The sequence below is a fragment of the Anaeromassilibacillus sp. D41t1_190614_C2 genome (assembly GCF_015558525.1).
Classification (GTDB): Bacteria; Bacillota; Clostridia; order Oscillospirales; family Acutalibacteraceae; genus Anaeromassilibacillus; species Anaeromassilibacillus stercoravium.
The window spans coordinates 84,497-98,787 of the sequence record NZ_JADMOD010000010.1 but is presented as its reverse complement, the minus strand read 5'-3'; the positions used below and the strand labels follow the sequence as shown (position 1 = coordinate 98,787).

14 protein-coding genes are annotated in these 14,291 nt (G+C 59.1%); 11 read left to right on the top strand and 3 right to left on the bottom strand.

The window, feature by feature from the left end; genetic code table 11:
* Positions 1 to 45: 45 nt before the first annotated feature.
* The 8 genes from rpsO (at position 46) to I2G69_RS09200 (ending at position 9,238) form a co-directional block, all read left to right on the top strand.
* Positions 46 to 309 (top strand): 30S ribosomal protein S15, encoded by a 264-nt coding sequence (gene rpsO / locus I2G69_RS09235; RefSeq protein ID WP_087235083.1) that lies wholly within the window; start codon positions 46 to 48, stop codon positions 307 to 309.
* Between the two features lie 327 nt (positions 310 to 636).
* Positions 637 to 2,871 (top strand): polyribonucleotide nucleotidyltransferase, encoded by a 2,235-nt coding sequence (locus tag I2G69_RS09230; protein WP_191405462.1) that lies wholly within the window; start codon positions 637 to 639, stop codon positions 2,869 to 2,871.
* 303 nt (positions 2,872 to 3,174) lie between these two features.
* On the top strand, positions 3,175 to 4,740 hold the full coding sequence (locus I2G69_RS09225) for a TasA family protein (RefSeq protein WP_195560683.1): 1,566 nt from the start codon (positions 3,175 to 3,177) through the stop codon (positions 4,738 to 4,740).
* Positions 4,741 to 5,073 (top strand): hypothetical protein, encoded by a 333-nt coding sequence (locus tag I2G69_RS09220; RefSeq protein WP_191448905.1) that lies wholly within the window; start codon positions 4,741 to 4,743, stop codon positions 5,071 to 5,073. It begins immediately after the preceding gene.
* 282 nt (positions 5,074 to 5,355) lie between these two features.
* Complete coding sequence (gene mscL / locus I2G69_RS09215) at positions 5,356 to 5,769, top strand: large conductance mechanosensitive channel protein MscL (protein WP_191406030.1); 414 nt, start codon at positions 5,356 to 5,358, stop codon at positions 5,767 to 5,769.
* 372 nt (positions 5,770 to 6,141) lie between these two features.
* Positions 6,142 to 6,942: a glutamate 5-kinase gene (gene proB / locus I2G69_RS09210; protein WP_087234357.1), complete on the top strand. Its 801-nt coding sequence runs from the start codon at positions 6,142 to 6,144 to the stop codon at positions 6,940 to 6,942.
* Positions 6,943 to 6,984: 42 nt separating this feature from the next.
* Positions 6,985 to 8,229 carry a glutamate-5-semialdehyde dehydrogenase gene (locus tag I2G69_RS09205; protein ID WP_195560682.1) on the top strand — a complete coding sequence of 415 codons (1,245 nt, stop codon included), beginning with the start codon at positions 6,985 to 6,987 and terminating at the stop codon, positions 8,227 to 8,229.
* A gap of 34 nt (positions 8,230 to 8,263) precedes the next feature.
* Complete coding sequence (locus tag I2G69_RS09200) at positions 8,264 to 9,238, top strand: hypothetical protein (RefSeq protein ID WP_087234361.1); 975 nt, start codon at positions 8,264 to 8,266, stop codon at positions 9,236 to 9,238.
* Between the two features lie 56 nt (positions 9,239 to 9,294).
* On the opposite strand, the gene I2G69_RS09195 is transcribed toward I2G69_RS09200, so the two are convergent.
* From I2G69_RS09195 to I2G69_RS09185, 3 genes are all read right to left on the bottom strand, one after another.
* A complete protein-coding gene (locus I2G69_RS09195; RefSeq protein WP_195560687.1) occupies positions 9,295 to 9,816 on the bottom strand; it encodes a hypothetical protein in 522 nt (173 codons plus the stop codon).
* A gap of 244 nt (positions 9,817 to 10,060) precedes the next feature.
* Positions 10,061 to 10,444, bottom strand: coding sequence for a hypothetical protein (locus I2G69_RS09190; RefSeq protein ID WP_195560681.1), 384 nt, complete (start codon positions 10,442 to 10,444; stop codon positions 10,061 to 10,063).
* Positions 10,445 to 10,496: 52 nt separating this feature from the next.
* Entirely contained in the window at positions 10,497 to 10,676 is a 180-nt protein-coding gene (locus I2G69_RS09185; RefSeq protein WP_087234366.1) for a hypothetical protein, read from the bottom strand.
* Positions 10,677 to 10,821: 145 nt separating this feature from the next.
* On the opposite strand from I2G69_RS09185, the gene I2G69_RS09180 reads away from it, so the two are divergent.
* The 3 genes from I2G69_RS09180 to I2G69_RS09170 all read left to right on the top strand — a co-directional run bounded on the left by I2G69_RS09180 (position 10,822) and on the right by I2G69_RS09170 (position 14,243).
* A complete protein-coding gene (locus I2G69_RS09180; RefSeq protein ID WP_191448907.1) occupies positions 10,822 to 11,286 on the top strand; it encodes a metallophosphoesterase family protein in 465 nt (154 codons plus the stop codon).
* A 222-nt stretch (positions 11,287 to 11,508) separates the two neighbouring features.
* Positions 11,509 to 13,203: a phospho-sugar mutase gene (locus I2G69_RS09175; protein WP_191441490.1), complete on the top strand. Its 1,695-nt coding sequence runs from the start codon at positions 11,509 to 11,511 to the stop codon at positions 13,201 to 13,203.
* 113 nt (positions 13,204 to 13,316) lie between these two features.
* Complete coding sequence (locus tag I2G69_RS09170) at positions 13,317 to 14,243, top strand: DUF7916 family protein (RefSeq protein WP_191441489.1); 927 nt, start codon at positions 13,317 to 13,319, stop codon at positions 14,241 to 14,243.
* The last annotated feature ends 48 nt before the right edge of the window (positions 14,244 to 14,291 follow it).

The window sequence follows — 14,291 nt, the reverse complement described above, 5'->3', positions numbered from 1 at the left end:
AGAAAAGGGGTTTGCCCCCAAATTTTAGAAAAGGTGGAAAAGCACATGCTGAAAGAAGAAAAGACAGCCATTATCCAGGAATATGCGATGCACGAGGGCGACACCGGTTCCCCGGAAGTCCAGATCGCAGTCCTCACCAAGAGAATCAACGATCTGACGGCGCATTTGAAGATCCATCAGAAGGACCATCACTCCCGCCGCGGCCTGCTGAAGATGGTTGGCCAGAGAAGAAACCTGCTCAACTACCTCATGCGTGTGGACATCGAGCGCTATCGTACGATCATTGCCAAGCTCGGCATCCGTAAATAAGAAAACATTGGCTGGGGCAGGCGGCATTTTGCCGTCTGCCCTTCTGCGCGTTCAGGCAGAGGGAGGCGCCGCCGCGTCAAGCGCCGGTTGCCGCCTGTTTGCCCGATCCCGATGGGAAGTGCAGGCCTTAGCCGTGAAACGAACGCCGCGCCCGGCGCGGGGCTGGTTTCATTGCTAAACCTGTTTCCTCCCGAAGGGGTTGCAACCCAATGGACAGATTGACAGACGCCCTTGGAAAGGGCCGGACGGCCATTTTTGCCGGTTGCCGGTGGGCTTTCCGGGGCAAGATGAGAGAACCATGCATTTCTGATTCTAGGAGGAGACAAGATGTTTGAAAATTTCAGAACGTTTGAAACGGATTTTGCCGGACGTCCGCTGGTGATTGAAACCGGCAAGATGGCGCAGCTCGCAAACGGCGAATGCCTGGTCCGCTACGGCGACACCGTGGTGCATGTCGCGGTGACCGCTTCCGCGAAGCCGCGCGAGGGCGTGGATTTCTTCCCGCTTTCCGTGGACTTTGAAGAGAAGCTCTATGCGGTGGGCAAGATCCCCGGTTCCTTCCTCAAGAGGGAGGGACGCCCGAGCGATAAGGCGATTTTGACGTCCCGCGTGATCGACCGCCCGATCCGCCCGCTGTTCCCGAAGGACATGCGCAACGACGTCTCCGTCGTCTGCACCGTGATGAGCGTGGACCACGATTGCCTGCCCGAGATCGCCGCCATGGTCGGCACCTCCATCGCGCTGACCATCTCCGACATCCCGTGGAACGGCCCGATCTCCGGCGTATCCGTCGGCCTGATCGACGGCGAATATATCATCAACCCGACCTCGGAGCAGCGTGAAAAGAGCCGTATGGCCGTCACCGTCGCGTCCACGGACGAGCGCATCGCCATGATCGAGGCGGGCGCAAAGATCGTCACCGACGAGGAGATGTACAACGGCATCATGGCGGGCCACGAGGCCAACCAGAAGATCATCGAGTTCATCAAGGGCATCCAGAAGGAGATCGGCAAGGAGAAGTTCAGCTATCCGAGCAACGAGCCGGACGAAGAGATGCTCAATGCCATCAAAGAGTTTGCTATGGAGGACGTGAAGTACGCCCTCGATACGGACGACAAGAACGTCCGCGACGAACGCCTCAAGCCGATCTATGAGAAGGTGCATGAGAAGTTCGACCCGATCTACCCCGAGCAGGAGGCCAAGATCGAGGAATGCATGTACCGCACCCAGAAATACATTGTCCGCCGCTGGCTGCTGGACGAGCAGAAGCGCGTGGACGGCCGTCAGATGGACCAGATGCGTCCGCTTGCGGCAGAGATCGACCTGCTCCCGCGCGTGCACGGTTCCGGCATGTTCACCCGCGGCCAGACGCAGGTGCTCACTGTAGCGACCCTCGGGCCGGTCAGCGACCAGCAGATGCTGGACGGCATCGACGAGGAGGAGTTCAAGCGCTATATCCACCAGTACAATTTCCCGTCCTACTCCGTCGGTGAGACGAAGCCCAGCCGCGGCCCGGGCCGCCGTGAAATCGGTCACGGCGCATTGGCAGAGCGCGCGCTGGTGCCGGTGATCCCGTCGGTGGAGGAATTCCCGTATGCATACCGCCTGGTCTCCGAGGTGCTTTCTTCGAACGGTTCCACCTCCCAGGCGTCCATCTGCGGTTCCACCCTGGCGCTGATGGCGGCCGGCGTGCCGATCAAGGCGCCGGTGGCCGGCATCTCCTGCGGCCTCATCACAGAGGGCGAGCGCTGGATGACCATGGTGGACATCCAGGGCGTGGAGGACTTCTTCGGCGACATGGACTTCAAGGTCGCGGGCACCAAGGAGGGCATCACCGCCATCCAGATGGACCTCAAGATCAGCGGCCTGACCCCGGAGATGGTCAAGGAAGCGCTGGAAAAGACCCACAAGGCCCGCAACTATATCATCGACGAGATCATCCTCAAGTGCATTCCGGAGCCGCGCAAGGAGCTCTCCAAGTATGCGCCGAAGATGATGAGCACTGTGATCCCGGTGGACAAGATCCGCGAGGTCATCGGTTCCGGCGGCAAGGTCATCCAGAAGATCTGCGCCGAGTGCGACGTCAAGATGGATGTGGAAGAGGACGGCCATGTGTTTATTTCCGGCCTCGATAAGGACAATTGCCAGCGCGCACTGACGATTGTGGACACCATTGTCAACGATCCGGAGCCGGGCGCCATCTACAATGGCAAGGTCACGCGCATTATGGACTTCGGCGCATTTGTAGAGATCGCCCCCGGCAAGGAGGGCCTGGTGCATATCTCCCGCCTGGATGTGAAGCGCACCGAGAAGGTGACGGACGTCGTCAACGTGGGCGACGAGGTCATGGTCAAGGTGCTGGAGATCGACGACAAGGGCCGTTTGAACCTCTCCCGACGCGATGCGCTGATCGAGGTGGAGGGCCTGGTGCCGGAGAACACGATCTCGGATTCCCCGCGCCGCCCGGAGCGCCGCGACGGAGGGCATTTCCGCCGCAGAGACGACCGCCCGCGCGCCAGCAACGGGTTTATCGCCAATACCAATAAGAAGCCCAATAAATAAGAAGGCAGGAACTGGCTGCCCTGGGAGCTTCCCGGGGCGGCCTTTTTGCACCCTTTGGGGATTCTTTCCCGGGCAAAGGGCGGTTGTATGCAAGGCCCGTTCCCCAATCGGGACGGCGGTTGATGGCCCTGGATATCGATGTTTTACCAAAAGATAGCCAAGCCGTACAAAATTTTTGGAAATCCTTTGCTTTTTCTTCGGATAAATACTTGTAACAGATGGGGGAAATGGCGTATAATAAACATGAGTTATACCGTCCTCCGTTTAGGTTGAGGGCGGCAGTTGCAGAAGGAGCGTGAGAGGATGGACAAGACAAAAAGGCATCTCGTTTTATCGATTGTCTCGTTTTTGCTTGTGTTGACGCTGTTGGGAGGGACCACCTTTGCTTGGTATATGGATGCCGAACGGGTCGGTTCGAATTTTCAAGCCGGCGTGTTGGATGTCGATTTGACAGAGGGCAACACTGAAGAGGTTGTGCCCTTGAATTTCACCAACCTTCGCCCGCTGACCATTGATCAGCTGCGCGATGCGTTCCAAATGGATGAAGACGGGGTCATCACCAATAAAAACCAGGAAGGCTTTGAAGGTGTCCCGCTGTATTTCTATCAGGTGAATGTGGAAAACAAGGGGACGCTTCCTGCACGCGTCAATTTGGCGATCCGGGAGCAGGCAAAGGGCAGCGATCCGGACCTCCCATATGGACATACGATCCCCAATATTGTGGAAAACGGCACGGGCGGCGTCCAGGTGGATGAGGACGAGCCGGAGATTGCCTGCCAAAACGATCTGCGCGGGGTGCTGCATATCCAGCTGTACCGGGTGGCAGAGACGGCGGACGGCTACGCGCTTCAGCCGATTGACAACGGCGCAGGGGACGGGGACATCGACGGTACCGTGACCCTGTGGAAGGACGGCAAGCCTTCGGACTATGCCGTGCCGGAAATCCTCAAAGCAGGGGAAAAGGATTCTTACATTGTGGCGGCATGGTTGCCGGAAACGGTTGGCAACGAGAGCCAGGGGCAGCATTTCCATGCAGCCCTGTATGTCAATGCCGGCCAGGTGGACGAGGGTGCAAGCCAGGCACCGCTGCCCGGCTGGAGCGATTCTCCCTCTGAAGGAGAAGGCGGAGAAGAGGGCGGCGAAACGCAGGTCCAGGCTACCGTTAAGGTCTATTATGAAACGGTGGACGGTACGCGCACCTTGGTAAAAGAAGTCGACCGCGCGATCGAAGCCGCGCCGGGTTCAGTTGACCTGAAGCCGGCCGCCAGCGAGCTGGAAGGCACCGGATACCGCCCGGCAAATATGGACGAGACATATACCATCACCCTGGCAGAGGACGGGACCGTCACGTATCAGGGCGAGGACACGGCGGCGGCCTTCACAGTGGAGGAGGACGCATATGTGGACGATACCAGCAAGGACTTTGACAGCGGCGACGGCACGAAAGAAAATCCGTTTTTGATTATGAACGCCCGCCAGCTGGACAATGTGCGCAAGTATATGGGCTCGTCGACAAGGGGCGATTTCTATTACTTTGAGATCGGCCGCAATATCGACCTGACGGGCTACTACGGCGAAACTTGGGCAGAACAGGGTTGGACCGAAGACCGGGGCTGGATGCCGATCGGTTGGACGCCGGATAGCAACACAAATTGCGACGAATTCTGGGGTAACCTGGACGGACAGGGCTATACCATTACCGGATTGACGATTCATAATCCCACGAATGTGCAGACCGGATTGTTCGGCTGGGTCAAGGGGCAGACCGGTCATGAGGATGCCGGTGTCATTCGCAATCTGAAGGTTGAGGAACCCGACGTGTGGGGCCGTATGAATGGATCAACAAACTCTACGCTTGCAAGAGTGTGAGTGATTGCTGGCTATATTACCACTGGAAGTGCGACGATTGATAATTGTCATGTTATAGGCGGTTCTGTCAAAGGTGGTAAAGAAGGGATTCCTTCACAGCAAGTGGGCGGCATTGTTGGCTATGAAGGTTCAGGAAGCGAACCCATCACGAATTGCACTGTTACCGATCTTGATGTAACCGTATTTGTCACAGAAGCAGAAATTGAGGATGATCCGGATGCATATGCAAAGCGTCTGCTTGTTGGTGGGAAAGTTGGCTCTGTAGGCTGGCCGGTTCATTCCACCGGTTCCGGCCGTGTGAATGGAACAGAATCTTCCATTTCGTTTGAATGACTTTTCCGGGCGTTGTTCCCGTGAGTCCATGAAGCAAGCAAAATCAGGGGCAGATTTACAGTCTGCCCCTGATTTTTTATGTTTCTTAAAGGTATTTTAAAGGAAGGCCCTTGGCTGCCACGAGCAGGCCACACGGCGTGGGAAGGCCCTTCTTTTTTTCGCCGGGCGGCCTGCAACCGGTTACAATCTTGCTACCTTTCGACAAAATCCGCGCGATCCCCTTTCCCAGACAGCCTTCCTGTGTTATAGTGGAGGAAATCCAAAAGAAGGGAATCAGGAGCTATGAAAAAATTTATGCAGGAGTTTAAGACCTTTGCGCTTCGCGGAAACGTGATGGACATGGCGGTCGGCGTAATCATCGGCAGTGCGTTTTCCGGGATCGTCACCTCCCTGACGGATAATTTTATCAACCCGATTTTGAACCTGGTCACGGGCGGCGCGACATACACCTTGCAGGACGTTGCAAGCTTCGCGTCCAGCTTCCTCACCGCTGTGGTGAATTTCCTGGTTATGGCGTTCGTGCTGTTCTGCCTGCTCAAGGGGATGAACAAGTTGGCCTCCTTGGCCCATAAAAAAGAGGAGGCGCCCGCCGCGGCAACGACGAAGAAGTGCCCGTATTGCAGGACGGAAATTGCAATCGACGCGACCCGCTGCCCGCATTGCACGTCGCAGTTGCTGGATGTGGAAAAGCCGTAAGGCGTTTGGCAGGGCGCGGCAAAACAGGGGATTGCCTTTTGGGGTTTCGCACGCGCAAAAGAAGAAACCGCATGGGAAGCGGGCCGGCTGTTGTTGTCGCAGCCGGCCCGTTTTATAAAAATCTGCACCGGTGGGCGGTATGGCCATAAGATAGGGCTGCCCTGCAAAAGGAATCCATCGCGAATGCATTCCGTGTCGAAATCCGGCTTTATTCTGTGCGCCAGACATGCTATAATAGATGTAAATGGCTTTCGCTGGCAGCGCAGGTTCCCTACAAAGGGCGGAGCCATCCCCCTGGCAGCTGGAGCTATGCGCGGCGGGCGTATGCCATCCAAGAACATGGAAAACTTGAGGGAAAAGAGGATATACAATATGTCGGCAATCACACAGGCAAAGCGGGTTGTGGTCAAGGTGGGTACCTCCACCCTGACCTATGAAAACGGCAAGATCAATTTGCGGCGGATGGAGTCCCTGTGCAAGGTGCTCAGCGATCTGCAAAATTCCGGCCGGGAGATCATTCTGGTGACCTCCGGCGCGATCGGCGTGGGCGTGGGCAAATTAGGGCTGACAGAACGGCCGCAGGAGACGGAGAAAAAGCAGGCGCTTGCAGCCGTTGGGCAGTGTGAGCTGATGTTCATGTACGACAAATTCTTTGGCGAGTACAATTGCACGGTGGCGCAGGTGTTGTTGACCGGGGATGTTGTGTCCAGCCCGCACAGTAAACAGAACGTCATCAACACGTTCCAGGAGCTGATCGCGATGAACATCATCCCGGTGGTCAATGAGAACGATACCGTCGCCGTGGACGAGCTGGTCGGGATGCAGATCGGCGACAACGATACGCTCTCCGCGATTGTGGCCAAATTGACCGACGCGGACCTGCTGGTCATCCTGACCGACATCGACGGCCTGTACGATGCCAACCCCCGCGCGGATTCCAATGCAAAGCGCATCCCGTTTGTGCGCGAGGTCACGCCGGAGGTCATCGCGCTGGCGGGCGGCACCGGCTCCAACCGCGGCACGGGCGGCATGCGGACCAAGGTCAGCGCGGCGGCGATTGCCAACGAAGCGGGCATCTGCTGCTGCGTGATGAGCGGTGCGAATCCCAAAAACCTGTACCATCTTTTCGATGGCGAGCAGATTGGGACAGTTTTCGGCACTGGAAAGCAGTAAAATAAAATCGGGCACCGTCCCGGGAATAAAGAGGTGGATTTCATGACGATTTTAGAGCAAATGGGACAGAAGGCAAAGGAGGCGGCGCGTGCGCTGGCGGTGGCCGGGGCCAAAAAGGACGCGGCCCTTCTGAAGATGGCGGACGCCATTGAAGCGCACGAGGCGGAGATTTTGGCCGCAAACGAAAAGGACCTGCAAGCGGCGCGGGAGAGCGGGATGCGCAAAAGCATGTTGGACCGGTTGGCGCTGACCTCTGCCCGCATTGCCGGGATGGCGCAGGGAGTGCGCGAGGTGGCGGCGCAGGAGGACCCGATCGGGCAGGTGGTGAGCGGGTTTGTCCGTCCCAACGGCCTGCAGATCCAGCGCGTGCGCGTGCCGCTCGGCGTGATCGGCATCATCTACGAGGCGCGCCCCAACGTGACGGCGGACGCGGCAGCGCTCTGCTTGAAGGCGGGCAACGCCGTCATTTTGCGCGGCGGGAAGGAGGCCATCCATTCGAACACGGCAGTGGCTGAGGCGATGCGCCAGGCGGTGGAAGAAGCCGGGCTGCCCGCGGACTGCATCCAGCTGGTGCAGGACACCACGCGCGCATCCTCCATCGAGATGATGGGCCTGACCGATTACCTGGACGTGCTCATCCCGCGCGGCGGCGCAGGGCTGATCCGCTCCGTGGTGGAGAATTCCCATGTCCCCGTGATCCAGACCGGCGTGGGGAATTGCCACGTCTATGTGGACGCCTCCGCGGACATCGATATGGCGGCCAACATCGTCTTTAACGCCAAGACCTCCCGCCCGTCGGTCTGCAATGCGATGGAGACGCTTCTGGTCCATCAGGACATTGCGGAGCAGGCGCTGCCGGCGATCAAAGCGCGCCTGGACGAGAAGCAGGTGGAGCTGCGCGGCTGTGAACGGACGCGCGCGATCCTGGGGGACTGCGTGGTGCCAGCCGAAGAAGAGGACTGGGGCCGCGAATACCTCGACTACATCCTGGCGGTCAAAGTGGTGGATTCCTTTGAGGACGCCCTCGCGCACATTGCGGCGTATTCGTCCGGGCACAGCGAGGCCATCATCACGAACGACTATGCGAATGCGCGCGCGTTTACGGAGCGGGTGGATGCAGCGGCGGTCTATGTCAACGCCTCCACGCGCTTTACCGACGGCGGCGAATTCGGCTGCGGCGCGGAGATCGGCATCTCCACCCAGAAGCTGCACGCCCGCGGGCCCATGGGCGTGCGCGAGCTGACCTCCACGAAGTTCATCATCATGGGGGACGGGCAAATCCGATAAGTATATAATATAGATAATCATACGGAGAGGATACATGAATAACCAACTCGAAAATCGAAAGAACCGGGCGCGCAAGCACCCAAAGGCGGAAACTGCCCAGGAGAAGAACACGGAGCAGGAAAAAGCGCCCGCCGCGGGAAAGCGGCGCAAGGAGAAGATCGCGGACTTTACCGCGGACTACCGCGATGCGTTTGCCGAGCGGCCGACCGTTTCCTCGACCGAGGACGATGCGACGGAGATCGACGATTTTTATCCGGATGCAGACGAGGACGACGCGCTGTTGACCAAGTGGGCGCTGGAGGAAGAAGAGGCGGAGATCCCCTCCCTGCCGGAGCGCCCTGCCCGCAAAAAGGGACGCAGGCGCTATGGCGTGGTGGTGGGCTCCCTGGTGCTCCTGCTGGCGCTGGTGGGCGTCGTGTTTATCGCCGGCACCATCGGCAACCGGATCTACACCACGGTGACGGACGATTCCCAGCTGCGCGCGTACGATACCTTCCTCACGCCGGTGGTCATGCAGGACCCGGCCCCATTTGAATCCATCGAAGAGGCAAACGAGGACTTTATCCTGAACGCTTCCCTTTGGAAGACGATCACGGCCAACAACGGGACAAACTACACGGAATACGACGAGGCCGGGCGTGCATTGGTGCCCCTGGGAGACGTGGTGGACGCCTGCCGCGCGCTCTTTGGGCCGGACTGCCAATTGCAGCCCAAGACCCCGGCGGAGGAGACGTTCTTTGAATACGACTCCGTGCAGAATGAATTCCATGTGGCGCTGTACAGCTCGGACAGCAGCTATACCCCCTATACGGAGAGCGAGCGGAGGAGCGGCGGCAAGGTGTACCTGCGCGTGGGGTACGTGTCCCCGAGCGACGAATGGCGCAACCAGACCAGCAGCACGCTGGAAGGGCCCACGCCGACCAAATACATGGAGTATGAGCTGACGCAGGACCCATCCACCCAGGAGTACTATATTTCTGCCATCCGGTCTTTGGAGGAAGAGCAATAAGAAAAGAACCACGGGCAACCATTACCCGTGGTTCTTGATGGTTTTCGCGATACATGTTACAGCGCGATATACAGCAGGGCGAACAGCAGGCCGGGATCGGACTTTTCCTCGCTGAGGATCAGGATCAGCGCGAGGAGCAATGTCCGGTCGCTGTCCCGGAAGAGCATCTGGAAGATGTCCGTCACGGGATTGGCGGGCCGCACGGCTGCTGGCGGGGCGGAAACCGCCGGCTGTGCCTTGGGCGGCTGCGCCTGCCGCTGGTTGGAGGCCGCGGCTTCCCGGCCGGAGGACGATGCCCCCGGGGAAGCATGTGCGGACTGCTGCGGGTGCTGGGAACGGTCCGCGTGCGCGGCTGTGTTTTGCGGCGCATGCTGTCCTTGTGCGCCGGGCGTTTCCCGCCGTTCGGCGGGGGCATTGCGCGCGGATGGGGCAGTTTGCCGCTGCTGCGCGTGTGTATCGCTGCGGCGGGATTCCGGCTGCCCGCCGGACTGGTATTGCATGGCGCGCGCCTGCATCTCGCGAACGCGGCGGATGGCATCCTGCTGCATCCGGTTCATTTCGCTGTCGCTGACCGCCATCTCACCACCTCCAATGGACGCGGCGCCGTTTCACAGGCAGCGCAAGAAGCGCCCTGTGGGGACGGCCCGCAAGAATCGAGCGCATAAAAAGGGGATTGGCCGCCCGATGGCTCCCTCACCGGTTGCCCCTTCGGGATGCACGCTTGGCAAACGCTGGACAGACCGACGGGAAACGGGCGCCGCGTGGGGCGTCCCATTTCCGTCCGGCGGCTAAGCGGCCGGGGAAGGCGGGGGCCCGCCGGGGCTAAAGGATGCCTTGGCTGCGCAGGAGAGGGAGCATCCGCATGAGCTGCAAGATTTTTGACGCCTGGTCCAGCTTGGTCTGGCGCTCGTTGCTGAGCATGGGCCGCAGCGCATGCAGGAAGCGGGTGCTGTCGTCCTCCTGGTTTAGGCTGGAGAGCAGCGGGGCGAGTTTCATGACGGTTTGGAGCATATCGCCGTCCAGCCCCAGGCCGGAGAGGGGGATCCCCTGTGCGGATGCCTGTGGGACGCTGGGCGGCGGGGCAGGCGGAGCGCTTTCTGGCTGCGCTTCCGGCGTCTCTCCCTGCGGCGCACCGAACTGGCTGAGAAGGCTCGCTATGGCTGGATTTTGCAGCAGTTCGCTGATTTTTCCGGTTAAGTCGTCCATCGCGTTCCCTCCTTTCTGGGTGTGCCGTGCGGCTTGCGCGGGGACCGGGGGTTCAACCCTTGCCGGTCAGTTTTTTCAAAAGCTCCTGTGCCTGCGGCGTGCTCAGCACGCGGCTGGTGGCTTCCTGATCGTTTAGGATCTGGTTCAGCTTTGCTGTGTCAGCAGGGCTGAGGCTTTTCAATAGGTTGTTGAGCATCTTTGCCTGCTCTGCATTCGGCGGATTGACTGCCATCGTTCGACCACTCCTTTTTTGATGACAAGCGGATATTGCTTGATGGGTCATCAATAATATATGTCGGTATAAGATAGTATATGATACAAATCGGAATGCGGTTCGGCCTGTCCGGGCCCGCCATAAGGGAAGGGAAAGAATTTACATGCGAATTTTAGTAGTATCGGACACCCACAGGGACCAGTATGCACTGGAACAAGCGGTGCTCCGCCAGCCGAAGGCCGAGGTGGTCATTCATCTGGGCGACGGCGCGGATGAAGCAGAAATGGTCAAAGCAAAATTTCCCGAGAAAACCTTTTTGCAGGTGCGGGGCAACTGCGATTGGGGGTGCGACCTGCCGGTCGATGCGGAGATCACCCTGGAAGGGAAGAAAATTTTTTATACACACGGATATACACATAATGTAAAATACGGATTGTATAATGTGTGCTGTGCGGCCAGGGAGAAAAAGGCCGACATTGTGCTGTTTGGCCATACGCACCAGGCGCTGGCGGAATACGACGATGGATTGTACATCCTGAATCCGGGGAGCTTACACGGCAGCATGGGGACGTATGGGATCATCGACATCACCAAGGCGGGGATTGTGACGAATATCGTCCGCCTTTGAGCGGCGCGATGCTTGAAAAAAGAGGCCGCCGGAAGATGCTTCCCCATGCTTGCAGGCACGGGCGGGGCGCGGTTTTGGAGGCCGCCCGCGCAGAGAGGGTTCCGCGGTGCAAGCCGGTTGACAGCGGGAAAAACACATGGTACTCTATACATGGATACCAATAAATTCCCGCTGGAGCGGGAATCCTAGATAGAGCTTTACAAATTGAAAGGGGATTAAATGATGAGTGAATACGAGAGATGGCTGGCCCAGAAGTTGGATGACCCCGATTTGACGGCGGAGCTTGAGGCAATCCGCGACCAGCCGGAAGAGATCAACGACCGGTTCTATTGCAACCTGGATTTCGGTACAGCGGGCCTGCGCGGTGTGATCGGCGCGGGCACCAACCGCATGAACGTCTATATTGTGCGCAAGGCCACCCAGGGCCTTGCGGATTATTTGAACGCCCATGTGCGCAACGCGAATGTGGCGATTGCCTACGACAGCCGCATCAAGTCCGATGTATTTGCGAAAGAGACTGCGGCAGTTTTGGCGGCAAACGGCATCCACGCGCACATCTATCCGTGGCTTTCCCCGGTGCCGACCCTCTCCTTTGCAACGCGCTATCTGAAGTGCGATGCGGGCGTCTGCGTGACGGCGAGCCACAACCCCGCGAAATACAACGGCTATAAGGTCTACGGCAGCGACGGCTGCCAGATCACCAGCGAGATGGCGAAGGAGGTCTCCGACGCAATCGCCAGGACGGACGTCTTCGAAGGCGTGAAGCGCATGAGCTTTGAAGACGGCGTAAAGGAAGGCCGCATCAGCTATATTAAGGATGAAGTGATCAACGCCTTCTTGCAGGAGGTGCTGAACCAGAGCGTGATCCCGGAGCCCTGCAAGGGCCTGAAGGTGGTCTATACGCCGCTGAACGGTTCCGGCCGCGTCTGTGTGACGCGCATCCTCGACATGATCGGCGTGGACGATGTGACCGTCGTCCCGGAGCAGGAGATGCCGGACGGCCACTTCACAACCTGCCCGTTCCCGAACCCGGAGGTCAAAGAGGCGTTGCAGAAGGGCTTGGAGCTCTCCCAGAAGGTGCAGGCCGACCTGCTGGTCGCGACCGACCCGGACTGCGACCGCTGCGGCATCGCCGTCAACCAGAACGGCGAATATGTATTGATGAGCGGCAATGAAGTCGGCGTTCTGCTGCTCGACTTCATCGCACAGGCGCGCATCAAAAACGGCAAGATGCCCAAGGACCCGGTGGCGGTCACCACCATCGTCAGCACCGACATGGCGGACGCCGTGGCCAAGGAATACGGCATCGAGATGCGCCGCGTGCTGACGGGCTTTAAATACATCGGCGACCAGATCGCTTCCCTGGAAGCGGCCGGCCACCCGGAGCGCTACATCTTTGGCTTTGAGGAGAGCTATGGCTACCTCTCCGGCGGCTATGTGCGCGACAAGGACGCGGTGGACGCGAGCATGCTGATTTGCCAGATGGCGTACTACTACAAGCAGCAGGGCAAGACCCTGGTCGACGCGATGAACGAACTCTATGCAAAGCATGGCTATTACAAGAACGGCCTGTTGAACTTTGCCTTTGAGGGCGAGGACGGCATGAAGACCATGAACCGCATCATGGACACCCTGCGCGCCAATGCGCCGGCGGAAATCGCGGGCTATCAGGTCTCCGGCTGGTCCGATTACGAGGCGAGCAAGCGCTATGACGGCGGCGCGGAAAGCGAAATCTCCCTGCCGAAGTCCAATGTGCTGGAATACCGGCTGGAGAACGGCAGCAAGGTGATTGTCCGTCCGTCCGGCACGGAGCCGAAGATCAAGATTTACCTCTCCGCCAAGGGTGACGGCCAGGCGGCCTCGGAGGAGATCGTTGGGAAGCTGGAAGCGGCGATCAAGCCGTTGCTCGGCATCTGATGCAAATAGCCGGTTAACAGCGGCCCCTTTGGGGAATGCTGAAAAGAGCGATAGACAAAAATGGGGGCGGATGGGAACCATCCGCCCTTCCTGTTTTCAAGGAGGAATATGCCATGTTAAAACGACTGTTGGACTGCAATACCACGGATCTGGAATCCATGAACAAAGACCAAATCCTGAAATCCATCGCCATGAGCGAGGGACGCATATTGGCATGTGAGACGATCGGCGCGGTGCAGCCCATGCTGGGCAACATCACAAACGCGGAGTTCGTCTGCGCCATGGGCGCGGACGTGGTCATCCTGAACATGTTCGATGTGATCGAGCCCCAAATTTGGGGCCTGCCGAAGGTGGAGCCGAAGGACACCATCCGGGAGATCAAGCGCCTGACCGGGCGCCTGATTGCGGTGAACCTCGAGCCCGCCGAGCAATCCTTCTCCGCGGGTTCGGATGAGGACATCTGGAGCCTGACGAACGGCCGCAGGGCGAGCCTGCAAAACGCCAAGACCGCCGTCTCCATGGGCGCGGACATGATTGTCTTGACGGGCAACCCGGGCATCGGCGTCCAGAACAAAGCGATCACGGCTTCGCTCAAGGCGATTGCGCCGGAGCTGGGCGACAAGGTGATCCTGGTGGCTGGCAAGATGCACGCATCAGGCATCCTCTCCGAGGCGGGGCGCGGAATCATTACCCGCGAGGACATTTCCGAATTTGCCGATGCGGGCGCAGATGTGATCCTCCTGCCCGCGCCGGGGACGGTGCCGGGCGTGACGATGGAGTATATCCGCGAGCTGGTCAGCTATGCGCATTCCCTGGGCCTGTTGACCCTCACCGCGGTGGGGACGTCCCAGGAGGGCGCGGACCAGCAGACCATCCGGCAGATCGCCCTCATGTGTAAGATGACCGGCACCGATATGCACCATCTGGGCGACGCGGGCTATATCGGCATGGCGCTGCCGGAGAACATTATGGCTTATTCGGCCGCGATCAAGGGCATCCGCCACACCTACCGCCGCATGGCGCGCTCCATCAACCGGTAACGCCTATCCCCGGCGGCGGAGCCGGAAGAGTGTTTTAGAGCAAAAAAG

Bases quoted from the DNA above. Each gene is read 5' to 3' on its own strand.
- I2G69_RS09180 (WP_191448907.1), top strand. From the start codon at position 10,822: ATGCGAATTTTAGTAGTATCGGACACCCACAGGGACCAGTATGCACTG.
- I2G69_RS09225 (WP_195560683.1), top strand. From the start codon at position 3,175: ATGGACAAGACAAAAAGGCATCTCGTTTTATCGATTGTCTCGTTTTTG.
- I2G69_RS09185 (WP_087234366.1), bottom strand. From the start codon at position 10,676: ATGGCAGTCAATCCGCCGAATGCAGAGCAGGCAAAGATGCTCAACAAC.
- I2G69_RS09195 (WP_195560687.1), bottom strand. From the start codon at position 9,816: ATGGCGGTCAGCGACAGCGAAATGAACCGGATGCAGCAGGATGCCATC.
- proB (WP_087234357.1), top strand. From the start codon at position 6,142: ATGTCGGCAATCACACAGGCAAAGCGGGTTGTGGTCAAGGTGGGTACC.
- I2G69_RS09190 (WP_195560681.1), bottom strand. From the start codon at position 10,444: ATGGACGACTTAACCGGAAAAATCAGCGAACTGCTGCAAAATCCAGCC.
- rpsO (WP_087235083.1), top strand. From the start codon at position 46: ATGCTGAAAGAAGAAAAGACAGCCATTATCCAGGAATATGCGATGCAC.
- I2G69_RS09230 (WP_191405462.1), top strand. From the start codon at position 637: ATGTTTGAAAATTTCAGAACGTTTGAAACGGATTTTGCCGGACGTCCG.
- I2G69_RS09205 (WP_195560682.1), top strand. From the start codon at position 6,985: ATGACGATTTTAGAGCAAATGGGACAGAAGGCAAAGGAGGCGGCGCGT.
- I2G69_RS09175 (WP_191441490.1), top strand. From the start codon at position 11,509: ATGAGTGAATACGAGAGATGGCTGGCCCAGAAGTTGGATGACCCCGAT.
- I2G69_RS09200 (WP_087234361.1), top strand. From the start codon at position 8,264: ATGAATAACCAACTCGAAAATCGAAAGAACCGGGCGCGCAAGCACCCA.
- I2G69_RS09170 (WP_191441489.1), top strand. From the start codon at position 13,317: ATGTTAAAACGACTGTTGGACTGCAATACCACGGATCTGGAATCCATG.
- mscL (WP_191406030.1), top strand. From the start codon at position 5,356: ATGAAAAAATTTATGCAGGAGTTTAAGACCTTTGCGCTTCGCGGAAAC.